Origin of the sequence: Paramaledivibacter caminithermalis DSM 15212, from assembly GCF_900142245.1 — a bacterium.
Lineage (GTDB): Bacteria > Bacillota > Clostridia > Peptostreptococcales > Caminicellaceae > Paramaledivibacter > Paramaledivibacter caminithermalis.
Genome location: NZ_FRAG01000025.1, coordinates 1 through 15,379 on the forward strand (window position 1 = coordinate 1; position 15,379 = coordinate 15,379).

Here is a 15,379-nt window from a genome sequence, read left to right on the forward strand (position 1 = left end):
AAATTAAGTTTTACTATGGGAAATCTATATTAAAAGCCTAGATTTCAACTAATCTAGGCTTTTATATATCCCAGTAATTTAGGTATTAAATTTCATTGTTCTCATAATAGCTTTATGTTACTATTTCAAGATTTTCTTCTTCCATTGAATCTTGTTTATTTTCTTTATTCCCAGTATTAACTAGATAAACAGCAAAAATCACTAACACTCCTCCTATAATCTGGTAAACAGTTATATCCTCCTTTAGTATAAAATAGCTTGCCACTACAGTTATAGCTGGAAGCAAGTTCAAAAATAGTGATGTTGTAGAAACCCCTAAGTGATTCATTGCATAAATATATAGATAATACGCTATTGCAGAACAAAATACTCCTAAATACATAACATTAAATATAATTACATTACTTACTAAATCCCAATTAGTAGTTTCAAATATTGCAAAAGGAATTAAGAAAAGTGTACCAAATAGGGTCTGAAAATATACTATAGCTATTTGTGAATATTTTTTATATAAAGGCCTTGTTATAATAGTGTAAACTACCCATGCTAGAACTGCTCCAAACATTAGTAAATAACCCTTCAACGAATTTGAAGAAGTCCCTCCTATATTAATACCTACTATAAAATAAACTCCTATAAACGATACAATAACACTTATTATTTTTTTTGCTGTTAATTTAACTTTAAAAACTATTATTTCAGCAATTAATGTGAAAATAGGAATGACTGCAATAATTATGGATGCAGAAGATGCTGCTATCATACTTATTGCATTGTTTTCAAAGTAAAAATAAATAGTTACTCCAATAAAGCCTGATAAAGCAAAAATTGGTATATCCTTTTTATTAAATCCTTTTTTCTTTTCTAAAAACAAGTATATAATCGACAATACAATTGAACCTATGAAAAATCTCAAAAGAGCCAGTGTCATTGGTGATATAACAGCTACTGTAACTTTTATACTTAAAAAAGATAATCCCCATACTATACAGGTAATTATCATGGCTATTAAAGGTAAAGCCTTTTTCCCTTTCATATCTAAAATCTCCTTTAAAAATAATTTCCACGCTTAATTATATAAAATTTTCAAACATATAGAATTTACATAGTAAAACTTAATTTATACATGTACAAATATGCAATGTTTCTGAGCATTTTAGACATGTATAAATTAAAGTCTTTACTTAAATTTCTATAGATTTATACACTATAAACCCTTATAATAATTAATTAAACCTATCATAGCCATTACATATCCATATATGCCAAAGCCACATATTTGTCCTATACAAGCTGGTGCAATAACCGACCTTTTTCTAAAGTCCTCCCTTGCGTGAACATTACTTATATGTACTTCAATGGTAGGTAGAGCCACTGCCTTTAGGGCATCAAGTATAGCAATGCTGTAATGAGTATAGGCAGCTGGATTGATTATTATTCCATCATATTTGTTGTAAGCACCTTGTATGTATTCTACCAGCTCACCCTCAATATTACTTTGAACTATATCCATATCTAATTCTAATTTTTCTGCCTCTCCCTTAAGGTATTTACACATTTCTTCATAGGTTATTTGTCCATAGATATTCTTTTCTCTTATTCCTAAAAAGTTAATATTGGGACCATTTATTGTTAAAATTTTCAATATTCTCAACTCCTTTGAACAAAGAGCTGTAGCACTTTGTTGGTTACAGGTTCCATGTTCCAAGTTACAAGTATTAGAGTCATTCTTTTGGGTTACTTTTTGATTTAGCAATCTGTATTATATTGTTGACTATATCTTCTATACTACCATCGTTTACAACTTCATAATCACTATATTTCTTATATAAATCAATCCTTTCTTTATAAAGCTTGTAAAGCCTTTCCTTCCCATCCTTTAATAAGGGGCGTCCGTCAGTTTCAATATCCGATATTATATCATCTACCGACCTGTTAATAAAGATAATTATACCACTTTTTTTTAAAAATTCCATATTATTATGGAATTTTATTACTCCCCCACCAGTAGATATTACAAAGTCCGCATATTTACTTATTTTCTCTACTGCTTTACTTTCTAATTTTCTAAAATATATTTCTCCATAGTTTTTAAATATATCTGGAATACTTCTTCCTTCCTTTTCTTCTATATAATGATCTATATCACAAAATTTCATATCTAATCTCTTGGCTACAAGTTTTCCTATGGTGGTTTTCCCACAACCCGGCATACCAATAAGAACTATGTTTACACCTTTTTTCCCCATAATCTATACCCACCTTATATTTTAACCTTTTTCCTATCTCCTTCTCTTATCCTATCATATATCCTATCAATTGCTCCACTGCTAATTTTTATATCATTCCAAAGTTCCTGAGCCTTTACTGCCTGCCCTACCAGCATATATAGCCCATTAACTGTTTTAATTCCTTCTTCCTTTGCATATTTAAGGAATAATGTTTCCCTTGGGTTATAGATTAAGTCAATGGCTGTATGAAATTTAGATATATCTTTTTTGCTTACTGGACAGTTTTCTACATTTGGATACATACCACAGGGTGTACAATTTATAATAATATCTTTTTTATTTAAACTTTTAATATCGTTATAGGAAATCGCTCTATGATTCTTAAACTTTTCTTTTGCTTTACTTATATCTCTACTAGCAAAGGTAATATCTCCTATTCCTTTGTCTAGTAAATACTGCATAACTGATTTAGAAGCTCCTCCAGTTCCTAATATAACACTATTCTTACCTCTTATATCAATATTAAATTCATCAAGCATAATACCAAAGCCAAAATAATCTGTGTTATAACCAATTGCCTTATTATCTCTAAAGCAAATGGTGTTTACTGCCCCAATCCTTTCAGCTTCATCAGATATATTATCTAAATATTTTATAATATCAATCTTATATGGAATAGTAACATTTACTCCCCTTATACCTAATGCTTTTAATCCATAAATGGCATCCTTTAAATCCCCTTTTTTAACTTCAAACAGATTATAATATCCTTCTATATTCAATTCCCTAAATATTATAGAATGTATAGCAGGTGAAAAGCTATGCTTTAATTTCTCTCCTATAAGACCAAACAAACCCATTATTTTATCCCACCTATTCTATTTACTAATCTCAAGTATTACACTATGACCTCAAACTCTTAACACTCACAACTATTAATTATGACCAACATAATTGCCTAGCAATTGAAAATAACTACTGGTTTCTTTTATAGCTTCAATGGATTTTTTTACAGCTTCATCATTTAAATTGCCACTAAAATCTATATAGAAAAAGTATTCCCATGACTTATCTATTATTGGTCTAGATTCAATTTTCATCATATTTAAATTATTCTTAGCAAAAAAACCTAAAATTTTGTATAACGCCCCTGGTATATGGGATATTGTAGTTACTATGCTAATCTTATTACATTCTTTCTTTATTTCTAAATCTCTTCCTATTATAATAAATCGTGTATAATTGCACTTATTATAATTTATATTTTCCTTAATTATCTCTAAATCATATATTTCTGCTGCTTTTCGACTACAAACTGCAGCCTTTATTTTTGATTTTTCTTCATTTATATATTTAGCACTTATTGCTGTGTTTTTAAAGGGTATCAATCTTAAGTTAGGATAATCCTTAAAAAATTCACTACATTGCTGAAAAGCTTGAGGATGAGAATATACTTCTTTAATATCTTCCAACTTAGCATCCTTAACTGATGCTAAATTATGTTCAACCTTTATACATCTTTCTCCAACTATATAAAAACCATATTTTCTTAAAAGATCATATACCTCTGCTATACCACCAGTTGATGAATTCTCTATTGGAAGTACTCCATAATCTATCTCATAGTTTTTAAGGGCTTCAAATATATCTTGAAACTCTCTTGCATTATATTTGTTGACCTTATCTCCAAAATGCTGGATTAATGCTTCTTCACTAAAGGAACCAGGTTCCCCTTGATATCCAACCCTTATCACCATTAAATCATCCTCTATTCCTTGACCATTTTCCTGTGTAAAAGAATCCTCACCCCTTATATATTCCTTTTGTATATTTCGACTTATTTCCATTACTTTATTTAAAAAGTTCTCAGCAACCTCCTTAAATCCTTTATTTTCTAATCTTGAAACATTCTTTCTTATAACCTCCAGCTCTCTGGCTTTATTAAAAATTTCTAGATTATTCTTTTTTTTATATTGGGCAATTTGTAAAACTGTTTCCATTCGTTTTTCAAATATAGCTACAAGCTCCTTATCTATTTCATCAATTCTATTTCTTAAAATTTCCAGATCACTCATATCAGTTCACCCTTTTCCATAATTAAATCAACCAAAGCCATAGCTATAGCAGCTTCAATAACTGGTACTGCCCTTGGTACTATACATGGGTCATGTCTCCCTTTAATTTCAAACTCAGTTTCTATACCTTTTTCTATATCTACTGTTCTTTGAAGTTTACCTATTGAAGGAGTCGGTTTTATGGCAACCTTTAATATTATAGGCATTCCATTGGTGATTCCTCCCAATATCCCTCCGTTATTATTAGAATAAGCAGTTACTTTCCCTTCTTTAATATATAGTTCATCGTTTGCCTGTGATCCCTTCATTTTTGTTATATTAAAGCCTTCTCCAAATTCCACTCCCTTTACTGCTGGTATTGAAAAAATTATATGGGAAAGCTTGCTTTCTACTGAGTCAAAAAAAGGTGATCCTAATCCCAATGGTAGATTAATTATAGCAGCTTCTATTATTCCTCCAACGGAATCCTTTTCTTCCTTTATCTTTAGTATATACTCCTTCATTTCCCTTCCCTTTTCATCATCAATAACCGAAAATTCTTTCCTACTAAGATTTCTTAATAAAGAAGCATCAATATTTATACTATTAAAAGAATTATCTTCTATATTTCCTATGCTTTTTATATGACTTCCGATTAGAATATTTTTGTTTAATAAAATTTGCTTAGCTATTGCACCTGCAAATACCAAAGGTGCTGTAAGTCTTCCCGAAAAATGCCCTCCACCTCTGTAATCATTAAAGCCCGAGTATCTGATATGACCCGTATAGTCAGCATGGCCAGGTCTCATTATGGATTTGACAGCTTCATAATCCCTTGATCTCTGATTAGTGTTATATATAACCGATGCTAATGGAGTACCCGTGGTTTTTCCATTAAAATACCCGCTTAGTATCTCATATTTGTCCCCCTCTTTTCTAGATGTAGATATTTTATTTTTACCAGGAGCCCTTCTATTCATCTCTTTATTTATATATTCAATATCCAATTCTATCCCTGGAGGCAATCCATCTATGACTACACCTATTGCTTTTCCATGGGACTCTCCAAAAATTGAAAGCTTTATATTTTTACCCCACATACTGCTCATCTATTTTGCCTCCCATTTTTATGAAATCTTTCCAGAAATCTGGATATGATTTTTTTACTGCATGACTGCCAGTTATTATCAAGGGTTCTGTACACTTAATTGAAGCTACAGCCAATGCCATGGCAATACGATGATCATTCCAGCTGTCTACCGTTCCACCTTTAAGATCCTTTTTTCCTTCGATTATCAATCCGTCTTCTAATTCTTTTACCTTCCCTCCAATTTTATTTAGCTCAGTAGATATCGCCTTCAACCTATCGGATTCCTTTATTCTAAGTCTTTCTGCATTAATAATCCTTGTGGTTCCATCACTTAATGCTGCCAATACTGCAAGTATAGGTACTAGGTCAGGACACTGTGAAGCATCTATCACTGTACCAAGGGTTTCTGATTTATTTATTTCAATATCATCCTCCCTAATCTCCAACTTAGCACCCATTCTTTGTACTATTTCTAATATAGCTTTATCGCCTTGAAGAGAATTGGTGTATAGGTCCTTACATCTAATATCGCCTCCTAATATTCCTGCAACAATCCAAAATGCAGCTTGAGAAAAATCCCCTTCTACTCTATAGTATCTATTTCTATATTTCTGATTTCCCTTTATATAAAATTCTTTATAAGACCTATTTTCTATCTCTATTCCAAACTTATTCAATACATCTATGGTTAAATCTACATATCCCTTTGATTCAAGCTTTGTAGTTATCTCTATCTTGGAATCTCCATCCAAAAGGGGTAACACAAACATAAGTCCTGAAATAAATTGTGAGCTTACATCACCTTGGATTTTAAATGTTCCTGGCTTTAACCTTCCCTTCACTTTTAATGGAAGCTTACCATTATTATTGTTATACTCGATATTCTGCTTATCAAATATTTTATAATACGCATCTAAGGGTCTTTCTACAAGCTTTCCCCTACCAGTAAATGTTATTCTGCCGCCTGTAAGTCCTGCAAAGGGAATTAAGAATCTAAGTGTAGAACCCGATTCCTCACAGTCGATACTTGTATTCGTAGCCTTCAAATTAGAATTTCCCCTTAAGCTAACACAGTATGTATCTTCATAGGATTCACTTTCTATACATTCTATACTTGTTCCTAGGGCCTTCATTCCCTTTAAAGTAGCTTTAATATCATTGGAAAATATCAAATTATCTATATCGCTTACTCCATCGGAAAGTCCTGCACATATTATTGCTCTATGGCTTAAACTTTTAGATGGGGGAACTTTTATGTCTCCCTTAAGCTTTGATGGATATATCTTTATAGAACTCACTATAGACTCCCCTTTCAAATATATGTTATTTATCCTTTTTTCCATTAACCCACGTATATCTCTATATCTTTTCTATCTATATTTTTTATATAGCCATAGCCTATTTCTTTAATTAATACTATATTAAGGTTATCGCCTTTATTTTTTTTATCAAGCCCAATGGCTTCCATAAAATTTTTTCTCTCAGTCATAGGCATTTTATAGGGCAAATTGTATTTAATAAGGATTTTTTTAATAAGCTCAGCTGTGCCTTTTTCTGTTATACCCATTGCCTCGCTTTTTTTTGTAATATTATACATTCCTATTGCTACGGCCTCTCCGTGGGTATACTTCTTATATCCATAGTATTTTTCTATAGCATGGCCTATTGTATGCCCAAAATTAAGTAACATTCTTTCTCCTCTGTCCTTTTCATCTCTTTCAACTACATTGCTTTTTATTTCACAACATCTTAGTATTATTTCATCTATATTATTTAAAAGTTCTTTTTTACTTTCAAATGTCATTAATCTATCAAATAGCTTTTTATCTTTTATACATCCATATTTTATGACCTCTGCCATACCATCATATAGGAACCTTTCATCTAGCGTCTCAAGCAAATCTGGATCTATAAATACTGCCTCGGGATGATAAAAGGTGCCTACAAGATTTTTACCTTGTGGTAGATTCACAGCCACCTTTCCTCCCACACTGCTGTCAATTTGAGCTAAAAGAGATGTTGGTACTTGTATGAATGGGATTCCCCTTAACAAGGTAGATGCCACAAATCCTGCTAAGTCTCCAACTACTCCTCCACCAAATGCTATTATCATGTCTCCTCTAGTCATTTCAAAATCTAATAGCTCTCCATATATATACTCAGCTGACTCTAAGGACTTGCTTTTTTCTCCTGGTAGAATTACAATAGTTTTAGTTTCAAAATCACATTTATTTAACACATCTATTATTTTTTTGCCATATAGCCCTTCTATATTTGAATCGGTTATTATGGCTATTTTTTTATTTTTATATATTTTCTTTATCTCTTTACCTATTTTCTCTATAATTCCTTTTTCTATGATTATGGGATATTTTTTTTGTAGAAAACTTATTTCTAAATCATACATGCTAGATTAATTCCTCCCTTTTTTTACTACCTTTATTAAATAAAAATTTTAGGCATTCTTTATCATTATTCATAATAGCCTTCTTAAAGGTTTCTATACTTTTTTCAAATATCTCTATCTGTTCTAAAGTATTATCACGGTTATCCATAATAAGCTCCGTCCAAAGCTCTGAATTAATCTTTGCCACCCTTGTAGCATCCTTATAGCTTCCTGCTACAAAGAATTTAGTATCCCTTCTATTATCACTATTAATAAGAGCTGAAGCCATTATATGAGGAAGATGACTGGTAAAGGCAATAACTTTATCATGCTGCTTAGGATCTAATTTTACTATATTTTTAAATCCAATTGCTCTTACAAGCTTCTCGATGGTTTCTATATTTTCCTCTTTATTTCCATCTACAGGAGTTATTAAATAATTTGCATCCTTGAAAATATTCTTAGTAGCATATGCTAATCCCTTACTCTCTCTTCCTGCCATAGGATGCCCTCCAATAAAATCTATATCTTCTCTAATACATGTATATATATCTTTAATCAATTTCTCTTTAATCCCTGCAGTATCGGTTATGATGCAGCCTGCTTTAAAATTATCCATATTTTCCTTTATAAATTTTACTGTTAAATTTGGATATATACATGTTATTACTATATCAGATTTCTCAAGGGGGATTTTAGGGTTTATATATCCTTTATCAATTATTCTCATATTTTCAGCTTTTTTTATAGCTTCTTTATCTATATCAACAGCCCAAAGATTTTTTGGCTTTAATTCCTTTAGTGCCATTGCAAAGGAGCCTCCTATAAGTCCTAATCCTACTATAGTGATATTAAAGTCTAATTCAATCAAAATCACCACACTCCATTATAATTCTTTATTCTCAACCTTTGCTAACCTTCTTAATTTTTCCATCAAACAATTAAATCTTTCTGGTTTAATGGATTGCTGTCCATCACACCTAGCATTTGCTGGATCATTGTGGACTTCTATCATTAATCCATCTGCTCCCACTGTTAAAGCTGCCTTTGCTAAGGGTTCAACTAACCACCATAATCCCCCTGCATGGCTTGGATCTACTATTACAGGTAAATGACTATGCTTCTTTATTACAGGTATAGCACTGAGGTCTAACGTATTTCTTGTATATTTCTCAAAGGTTCTTATTCCCCTTTCACAAAGGATAACTCTTTCATTTCCCTCCGACATTATATACTCGGCAGCCATTAATAATTCTTCAATAGTAGCGGACATTCCTCTTTTTAATAATACAGGTTTTTGGGTTCTACCAACTTCCTTTAGCAAATCAAAATTCTGCATATTTCTTGCACCAATCTGAATTATATCCACATCTTCAATAAATTTTTCTATCTTATCTGGTGACATAAGCTCTGTTACTATGGGAAGTCCTGTTTTCTCTCTAGCCAGCTTGAGCAGTTCTAATCCTTCATCTTGTAAACCTTGAAAGCTATAAGGTGAAGTTCTTGGTTTATATGCTCCTCCTCTTAAAAATGAAGCTCCACTTTCTCTGATATCCTCAGCAATACTTAAAATCTGCTGTTCACTCTCTACAGAGCAAGGTCCAGCTATTACGATAAACTTTTTTCCTCCTATTTCTCTTCCATTTACATTAACTACACTGTCCTCAGGATGAAAAAGCCTATTTGCTTTTTTATATGGCTCCTGTACAAACATTAACTTATCTACATTTCTATTTGCTTCGATTTGTGATGGGTCTATTTTACTTGTATCTCCCACAAGTCCAAGTAAATGATAGTTTTTACCCCTTGATTCATGGATTTCACAGCCTAAACTTTCCATTTTCCTCTTGATTTTATTAATTTCTTCTTCTACTGTATTATTCTTCATAACAATTATCACTTTAAAAGCTCCCTTCTTTTTTTAGTTTATTAATTATTATAAATATTACATGGACTTTCCATGTATAGATATCCAACTCTTTATATTTTTGTAGAAAAAAAGAGACTCATCTAATGAGTCTCCTTTGGTTTACCATTTTTTTCTATTCAAAGACTATAACAGCTTACTTTATATCTTCATGCTGCTGAGTAAAAGTCTTCTTCCCTTAATCTCATTAGAAAGGATTTTCCATATTTTATTGCAAAGCAAATAACCAGCGCTAAAATAAAAGTAAAAGAAATAGCCCCAGCTAAAGTAATAAAAGCTATTAAATTGTTCTGCGTTCACCTTTCTAATAAGTTTTTCCATTTTTTTGCCTCCAAAATATTATACTTGTTTTTTGTATTGAGATTGATTATATCAGATAAGTGATAGATGTCAATATTTTTTTGAAAAATATATAATTTTTTTTATTATATAAAATATTTTAATATTTCATTAAGTTGAATAAATATACCTTTATTATGACATTTGTACCGTATAAACTAGATTCCTTTATATCCTTTCTAGGAAATATTATTAAGAAAAATAATCTAAAAGCATACTAATAATATAATGCTTTTAGATTATTTTATACTCTCTTTATCTTATCAAATAATTTTTAAGTGAAACAGAAAACTTATCCCTGTAGCATATATAAGAATTATTTGCTATCCCTATCTGTTCCACCTCTAATAATAACATTTGTTACATCAATATTATTATTATAAAATTTAATCTTATCTATTGAAGTTGTTAATTTCGAATCAATTTCAACCCAAATAACAAAGTACCCTGTATCAACCCCTCTTTTAATAATTTTATTACCAATATCAATCTCACAAAGTATTTTATCTGTATATATATTTTCACCAATAATGAAATAATCGTTTATTTGATTTCCTTCTAAATTAAAGGTTCTAAAATAACACTTTTTTATACTACTAACCACAAATTTATATTTGTTATTTAAACCTTTTTCAAAAATAAAGAAACCATAATAATTACTAGATAATTTATATGTAACTATTTTATAGTTCTTTATTATAAAAGAATCTAATTGTTGTAAACTTCTACTTGTATAGCTTTGTAAAATTTTATCTGATATAAAATTTTCTAACCTTTCTTCTTTTATTGAATATATATTATTATAATAAATTACCATAGTTGTAATAGTAATTAATAGGAATATAAGTAGAAATATTACTTTTCTATTTATAAACATACTATACCCACCTATATTTATTATTTTTTACCTACTTACACTATTAATATCTCCATATCACTTCTGTATTATCTGCTTCTAGATATTTTGAACTTGGTGATATACCTAAACCAGCATCCCCTTTAAAAGAAACATATGGGTTTACAGTTCTAAAAGTTTTTTTCATAGCAAAATCTCCATAAGCACCAAATAATGTATTACTACTATTATTACTTTCTACATACATATACATTGAACCACTAAAATCTCTTCGCCCATATAATTCTCTACCTATATAGTACCCATCATCTAAATCAAATTCAAAAGCATATCCTTCTGCTCCTCTGTGTTGAGCACGAGTATATTTCTTATAATCTCTTTCTATTGTTTTACCTGTATCAAGGTCTACTTTATCCCAGTAAAGATAAAACTTTTCACCACCCGTAGCTAACAAAGTGGTAGATAAGCTAACGCCAAAAATATTCTCATTATTTGCTTCATTTGTATACAAGCGGAAATAGTGTTTGATTTTATGTTGCCCTTTATGAGAACCAGAAGTAATTTTATCATAGACATATGTTTTTAATTTTACAAAACTACTTGTTGCTGTATCTGAATCTATTGTACCAAAAATAGTCACTTTATTATTATTTTTAAAATTACCCACTTCTTGTTCAAATTGTTCTTTAGTTAATTCAATTATTTTCGTATCATTATTGTCTATTGTAGAAAGTAAAAACTCACTATCTTTTATATTATTAACTCTTTTAACCATTTTAAAATATCTTTCATTATGACTTATAATTTTACCCATATCTAAAGTTTCATTATATTCTTCTTTAGACATATTTTTTATTTCTTTTTCATCATATCCTAAGTTTTGAAGTCTAATCTTATCAAATTTAAGATTACTAGTAGCAAAACTTATATTTACTAAGCTAAAAATTAACACCACAGATAAAATTAAACACAATTTTTTTCTCATAATTAATTTCTCCTTCCATATATAAATATTTTTAAAAAATAACAGATAATTACATATGTTTTATAAATCTCCTATTAATTACATAAAATATTATATAAGATAATAATTTAAAAATATGTCGAAATTTATTGACTGTTTTTAAATTTTTGTAATATTTTTTTACCATAGCATCAATCTAATATTACTTCTAGCATAAATTTTCTGCCTTTGCCTTTAAAAATAAATATTAATTAAGCTATATATTAACATGAGTAACAACTCTTTTTGTCATATTTTTCTTGCTTATGAAATCTATTTATAGCTTCCTTGATACATACTCTTTTTTAAGATAATATATCTTTAACAGTTTTATAACTATTACCATTTACTAGTTGCTCTTTAGCATTTTTCTATAAAATATGAGGCTATTTCAAGATAGAAAAATAGTACAATATATTGATTTTTTAGATTAAACCCTCAATATATTGTATCTAAAATTCATTTTGAAATAGCCACGTAATATCATAGTTAAAATAATTATTTATTTAATAAAATTTTCTAAATATTATATTTCAGTTACATACTTTTTGAAAAATTATATATAAAATGTATCTATCTCAAGGAAAAATTTTCTACGTTCATAGTTGTTCCTTCCTTAAATATTATGAAAATCACAATTTTTAGAATACTTGCAGCCACTACAGCCTACACATCCTTCACCCTTGGCTTCCTTTTTTATACCCACTACAAGGGCATAGGCTCCATAACCAAATATCAATGTGGCAAGAACAATAGTAACTATAGTTCCCATCAAATCATCTCCTTAAAATCCAATTAAAGTACCTACTTGGAACACCAGCATAGAAATTACCCATGCTACTACAAATTGATATGCCACTGAAAAGCCAGTCCACTTCCAAGAGTTCGATTCTTTTTTGAACGTACCTATAACTGCAATACAAGGTGTATAAAGTAATGAGAAAACCATAAAGGCGTATGCACTAAGACTTGTAAATCCAACTGCATTAAGTGCTTCAACAAAGCCTGTAACATCCCCCTCCATAGCTGCTTCGGAGGCGGCTTCTCCTAATCCATATATAACAGCCATACTACTTACAACTACTTCTTTGGCAAGTAATCCAGTAATAAGTGATAATGCTGCTTCCCAAGAACCAAAGCCTAAAGGCTTGAATATAGGTGATATAACTTTACCTAATCCTGCACCTATGCTATCCGGCATCTCAGACATACCTGAGAAATTGAAGTTCAATATAAACCAAATAACAATTGAAGCTGCAAATATAATAGTACCTGCCCTTAAAAGATATCCCTTAGCTTTTTCCCAAACAAGTGAGCCTGTTACCTTGAGAGTCGGTATTCTATAGGGAGGAAGCTCCATAACAAAGGGGGTTGCTTCACCTTTAAAAATTGTTTTCTTAAATATAAGTGCTGCAATAACTGCAACTATTATACCTATAATATATAATGACCAAACAACAATTCCTTCTTTTCCTGGGAAAAACACTCCAGCAAACAATACATAAATTGGTAATCTTGCACCACAAGACATAAAAGGTGCAACAAGCATAGTTGCTAATCTGTCCTTCTCATCTTCAAGGGTTCTTGTACCCATAATGGCTGGAACTGTACAACCAAATCCCATTAACATAGGAATAAAGGCTTTACCACTAAGTCCTATTTTTCTCATTGCTCTATCCATTATAAAAGCAACCCTAGCCATATATCCACTATCTTCAAGCAATGACATAGCTATAAATAGGAATACAATATTAGGTAGGAAAACCAATACTCCACCTACTCCACCTATAATACCATCTACAATTAAAGAATTTAGCCATCCTGCAACGCCTATCCCTTCCAATGCCGTCCCAGCTGATTCACCTAAAGCTCCAAACCATCCATCTATCATGTCAAGAAATATATTTCCAATATTAAAAGTAAACCAGAAAACAAGATACATTAGTGCTGCAAATATTGGAAGCCCTAGCCATCTATTTGTAATCACTCTATCAATTTTATCCGATGTAGTTAGCACTTTACTATCGGGCTTTTTGACTACCTTAGAAAGAATACTAGTTATATAAGAATATCTTCTATCAGCTATAATTGCTTCAAAATCATTTTCAAAGGCATCTTCATTTGTAACAGCTACTTCATTTTCTGCACTAAATTTATCCTTCATATTTAGAAGGTCTAACACAGCCTCATCTTCTTCTATAACCTTTATAGCAAGCCATCTAAGATCATACTTTGCTATATTGGATTTATCTTTTATCATAGCCTTTGTTTTTTGAATTTTATCTTCAATTTCTTTTCCATAATCTACCCTATTAGGATTATATTTTATCTTGCCCCTAACTATATCAACAGCAGCGTCAAGTAATTCTTTTAAACCCTTCTTTTGAGTCGCTACTATAGGTACAACTGGTACACCCAAAGCCTGTGATAGCTTATTATGATCAATTTTATGTCCTCTTCTTTCGGCTATATCCATCATATTTAATGCTATAACAACGGGCTTTCCAAGCTCAATTAATTGCATAGATAAGTAAAGATTTCTTTCAATATTTGAAGCATCAACAATATTAATAACAACCTCTGGAGATTCATTTACTATATAATTCCTAGCTATCATTTCCTCTAAGGAATATGGTGACAAACTATATGTACCTGGTAGGTCAACAGCTATGATTTCATTACTATTGTGAATAAATTTACCTTCCTTCTTTTCTACGGTAACTCCAGGCCAGTTACCAACAGAATGTTTAGCCCCTGTTAATGCATTAAACAACGTCGTTTTACCACTATTGGGATTACCCGCTAAAGCTATAGTAATACTCTTAGACATTTATTAACCTCCTCGAATTGATTATGATATTCATTTTCATTGATCTATCAAAAAAAATTATTCCATTATGATATTTTGAGCATCTTCTTTTCTAAGGGAAAGATTATATCCCTTTATCTTGATTTCGATAGGATCACCCAAAGGTGCTACCTTCTCTACATAAACCTCTGTTCCTTTAACAACACCCATATCCATAAGACGTCTCCTTGTAGCTCCTTTACATTTTATCATAGATATTTTACCACTTTGTCCAGGCTTTAGGGTTTTAAGAGTTTTTTCCATGGATTTACCTCCTATATTAACTTAATTTAAAATATGTACATAAAATACTTCATGCTTTAACGTGAAAATATTTTATATAACAGTTTATACAGCATCTACTAATATTTGTTGAGTTACCACTCCACCCAATACTAATCTTGAACCTCTTACATTTAATATAAAGGCTCCATTAGTATCATTTGATATAACACTAATCTTAACTCCAGGCGTCAATCCCATATCCTGCAATCTCTTTTTCATTTTTGGTCCCCAGTTAATAGCTTTTATTATAACCTCTTGACCTATACCAGTCATAGCTAATGGCATATGAAACCCTCCTAAATCCTCATGTAATCTGTCTTGATACTCGATTTATCGACATTGATTATCATTACTATTTAT

At 30.6% G+C, this 15,379-nt stretch carries 17 protein-coding genes; all 17 read right to left on the bottom strand.

Annotation, left to right across the window (positions count from 1 at the left end; genetic code table 11):
- Positions 1-112: 112 nt before the first annotated feature.
- The 17 genes from BUB36_RS10660 to BUB36_RS10740 all read right to left on the bottom strand — a co-directional run bounded on the left by BUB36_RS10660 (position 113) and on the right by BUB36_RS10740 (position 15,304).
- A complete protein-coding gene (locus BUB36_RS10660) occupies positions 113-1,036 on the bottom strand; it encodes a DMT family transporter (RefSeq protein WP_073149789.1) in 924 nt (307 codons plus the stop codon).
- Between the two features lie 171 nt (positions 1,037-1,207).
- The gene (gene aroQ, locus BUB36_RS10665) at positions 1,208-1,645 is read right to left on the bottom strand and encodes a type II 3-dehydroquinate dehydratase (RefSeq protein WP_073149791.1); all 438 of its coding nucleotides are present in this window, start codon (positions 1,643-1,645) and stop codon (positions 1,208-1,210) included.
- Between the two features lie 79 nt (positions 1,646-1,724).
- Positions 1,725-2,249, bottom strand: coding sequence for a shikimate kinase (locus BUB36_RS10670; RefSeq protein WP_073149793.1), 525 nt, complete (start codon positions 2,247-2,249; stop codon positions 1,725-1,727).
- 14 nt (positions 2,250-2,263) lie between these two features.
- A complete protein-coding gene (aroE, locus tag BUB36_RS10675) occupies positions 2,264-3,091 on the bottom strand; it encodes a shikimate dehydrogenase (RefSeq protein ID WP_330390487.1) in 828 nt (275 codons plus the stop codon).
- 75 nt (positions 3,092-3,166) lie between these two features.
- Complete coding sequence (gene pheA, locus BUB36_RS10680) at positions 3,167-4,306, bottom strand: prephenate dehydratase (RefSeq protein WP_073149797.1); 1,140 nt, start codon at positions 4,304-4,306, stop codon at positions 3,167-3,169.
- Positions 4,303-5,394 carry a chorismate synthase gene (gene aroC / locus BUB36_RS10685; protein ID WP_073149799.1) on the bottom strand — a complete coding sequence of 364 codons (1,092 nt, stop codon included), beginning with the start codon at positions 5,392-5,394 and terminating at the stop codon, positions 4,303-4,305. The genes pheA and aroC overlap by 4 nt, the downstream gene beginning before the upstream one ends.
- Positions 5,375-6,673, bottom strand: a complete 1,299-nt coding sequence (aroA, locus tag BUB36_RS10690) for a 3-phosphoshikimate 1-carboxyvinyltransferase (RefSeq protein WP_073149898.1) — start codon at positions 6,671-6,673, stop codon at positions 5,375-5,377. Before aroA ends, aroC begins: the two co-directional genes overlap by 20 nt.
- Positions 6,674-6,717: 44 nt before the next feature.
- A complete protein-coding gene (aroB, locus tag BUB36_RS10695) occupies positions 6,718-7,782 on the bottom strand; it encodes a 3-dehydroquinate synthase (protein ID WP_073149801.1) in 1,065 nt (354 codons plus the stop codon).
- Position 7,783: 1 nt separating this feature from the next.
- On the bottom strand, positions 7,784-8,632 hold the full coding sequence (locus BUB36_RS10700; RefSeq protein WP_073149803.1) for a prephenate dehydrogenase: 849 nt from the start codon (positions 8,630-8,632) through the stop codon (positions 7,784-7,786).
- Positions 8,633-8,647: 15 nt separating this feature from the next.
- Positions 8,648-9,661 (bottom strand): 3-deoxy-7-phosphoheptulonate synthase, encoded by a 1,014-nt coding sequence (aroF, locus tag BUB36_RS10705; protein ID WP_073149805.1) that lies wholly within the window; start codon positions 9,659-9,661, stop codon positions 8,648-8,650.
- 168 nt (positions 9,662-9,829) lie between these two features.
- Positions 9,830-10,009, bottom strand: coding sequence for a hypothetical protein (locus tag BUB36_RS10710; protein ID WP_073149807.1), 180 nt, complete (start codon positions 10,007-10,009; stop codon positions 9,830-9,832).
- A 334-nt stretch (positions 10,010-10,343) separates the two neighbouring features.
- Complete coding sequence (locus BUB36_RS10715; protein ID WP_073149809.1) at positions 10,344-10,904, bottom strand: hypothetical protein; 561 nt, start codon at positions 10,902-10,904, stop codon at positions 10,344-10,346.
- A 43-nt stretch (positions 10,905-10,947) separates the two neighbouring features.
- Entirely contained in the window at positions 10,948-11,868 is a 921-nt protein-coding gene (locus tag BUB36_RS10720) for a hypothetical protein (RefSeq protein ID WP_073149811.1), read from the bottom strand.
- Between the two features lie 634 nt (positions 11,869-12,502).
- Positions 12,503-12,658 (bottom strand): FeoB-associated Cys-rich membrane protein, encoded by a 156-nt coding sequence (locus BUB36_RS10725; RefSeq protein WP_084111955.1) that lies wholly within the window; start codon positions 12,656-12,658, stop codon positions 12,503-12,505.
- Positions 12,659-12,670: 12 nt separating this feature from the next.
- The gene (gene feoB / locus BUB36_RS10730; protein ID WP_073149813.1) at positions 12,671-14,716 is read right to left on the bottom strand and encodes a ferrous iron transport protein B; all 2,046 of its coding nucleotides are present in this window, start codon (positions 14,714-14,716) and stop codon (positions 12,671-12,673) included.
- Between the two features lie 57 nt (positions 14,717-14,773).
- Entirely contained in the window at positions 14,774-14,998 is a 225-nt protein-coding gene (locus tag BUB36_RS10735; protein ID WP_073149815.1) for a FeoA family protein, read from the bottom strand.
- Between the two features lie 84 nt (positions 14,999-15,082).
- Positions 15,083-15,304 carry a FeoA family protein gene (locus tag BUB36_RS10740; RefSeq protein ID WP_073149817.1) on the bottom strand — a complete coding sequence of 74 codons (222 nt, stop codon included), beginning with the start codon at positions 15,302-15,304 and terminating at the stop codon, positions 15,083-15,085.
- Between the last annotated feature and the right edge of the window lie 75 nt (positions 15,305-15,379).

Coding starts and splice junctions, on each gene's coding strand:
- feoB (WP_073149813.1), bottom strand. CDS start 14,716: ATGTCTAAGAGTATTACTATAGCTTTAGCGGGTAATCCCAATAGTGGT.
- aroC (WP_073149799.1), bottom strand. CDS start 5,394: ATGAGCAGTATGTGGGGTAAAAATATAAAGCTTTCAATTTTTGGAGAG.
- BUB36_RS10670 (WP_073149793.1), bottom strand. CDS start 2,249: ATGGGGAAAAAAGGTGTAAACATAGTTCTTATTGGTATGCCGGGTTGT.
- BUB36_RS10740 (WP_073149817.1), bottom strand. CDS start 15,304: ATGCCATTAGCTATGACTGGTATAGGTCAAGAGGTTATAATAAAAGCT.
- BUB36_RS10715 (WP_073149809.1), bottom strand. CDS start 10,904: ATGTTTATAAATAGAAAAGTAATATTTCTACTTATATTCCTATTAATT.
- BUB36_RS10720 (WP_073149811.1), bottom strand. CDS start 11,868: ATGAGAAAAAAATTGTGTTTAATTTTATCTGTGGTGTTAATTTTTAGC.
- BUB36_RS10710 (WP_073149807.1), bottom strand. CDS start 10,009: ATGGAAAAACTTATTAGAAAGGTGAACGCAGAACAATTTAATAGCTTT.
- pheA (WP_073149797.1), bottom strand. CDS start 4,306: ATGAGTGATCTGGAAATTTTAAGAAATAGAATTGATGAAATAGATAAG.
- BUB36_RS10660 (WP_073149789.1), bottom strand. CDS start 1,036: ATGAAAGGGAAAAAGGCTTTACCTTTAATAGCCATGATAATTACCTGT.
- BUB36_RS10735 (WP_073149815.1), bottom strand. CDS start 14,998: ATGGAAAAAACTCTTAAAACCCTAAAGCCTGGACAAAGTGGTAAAATA.
- aroB (WP_073149801.1), bottom strand. CDS start 7,782: ATGTATGATTTAGAAATAAGTTTTCTACAAAAAAAATATCCCATAATC.
- aroE (WP_330390487.1), bottom strand. CDS start 3,091: ATGGGTTTGTTTGGTCTTATAGGAGAGAAATTAAAGCATAGCTTTTCA.
- BUB36_RS10725 (WP_084111955.1), bottom strand. CDS start 12,658: ATGGGAACTATAGTTACTATTGTTCTTGCCACATTGATATTTGGTTAT.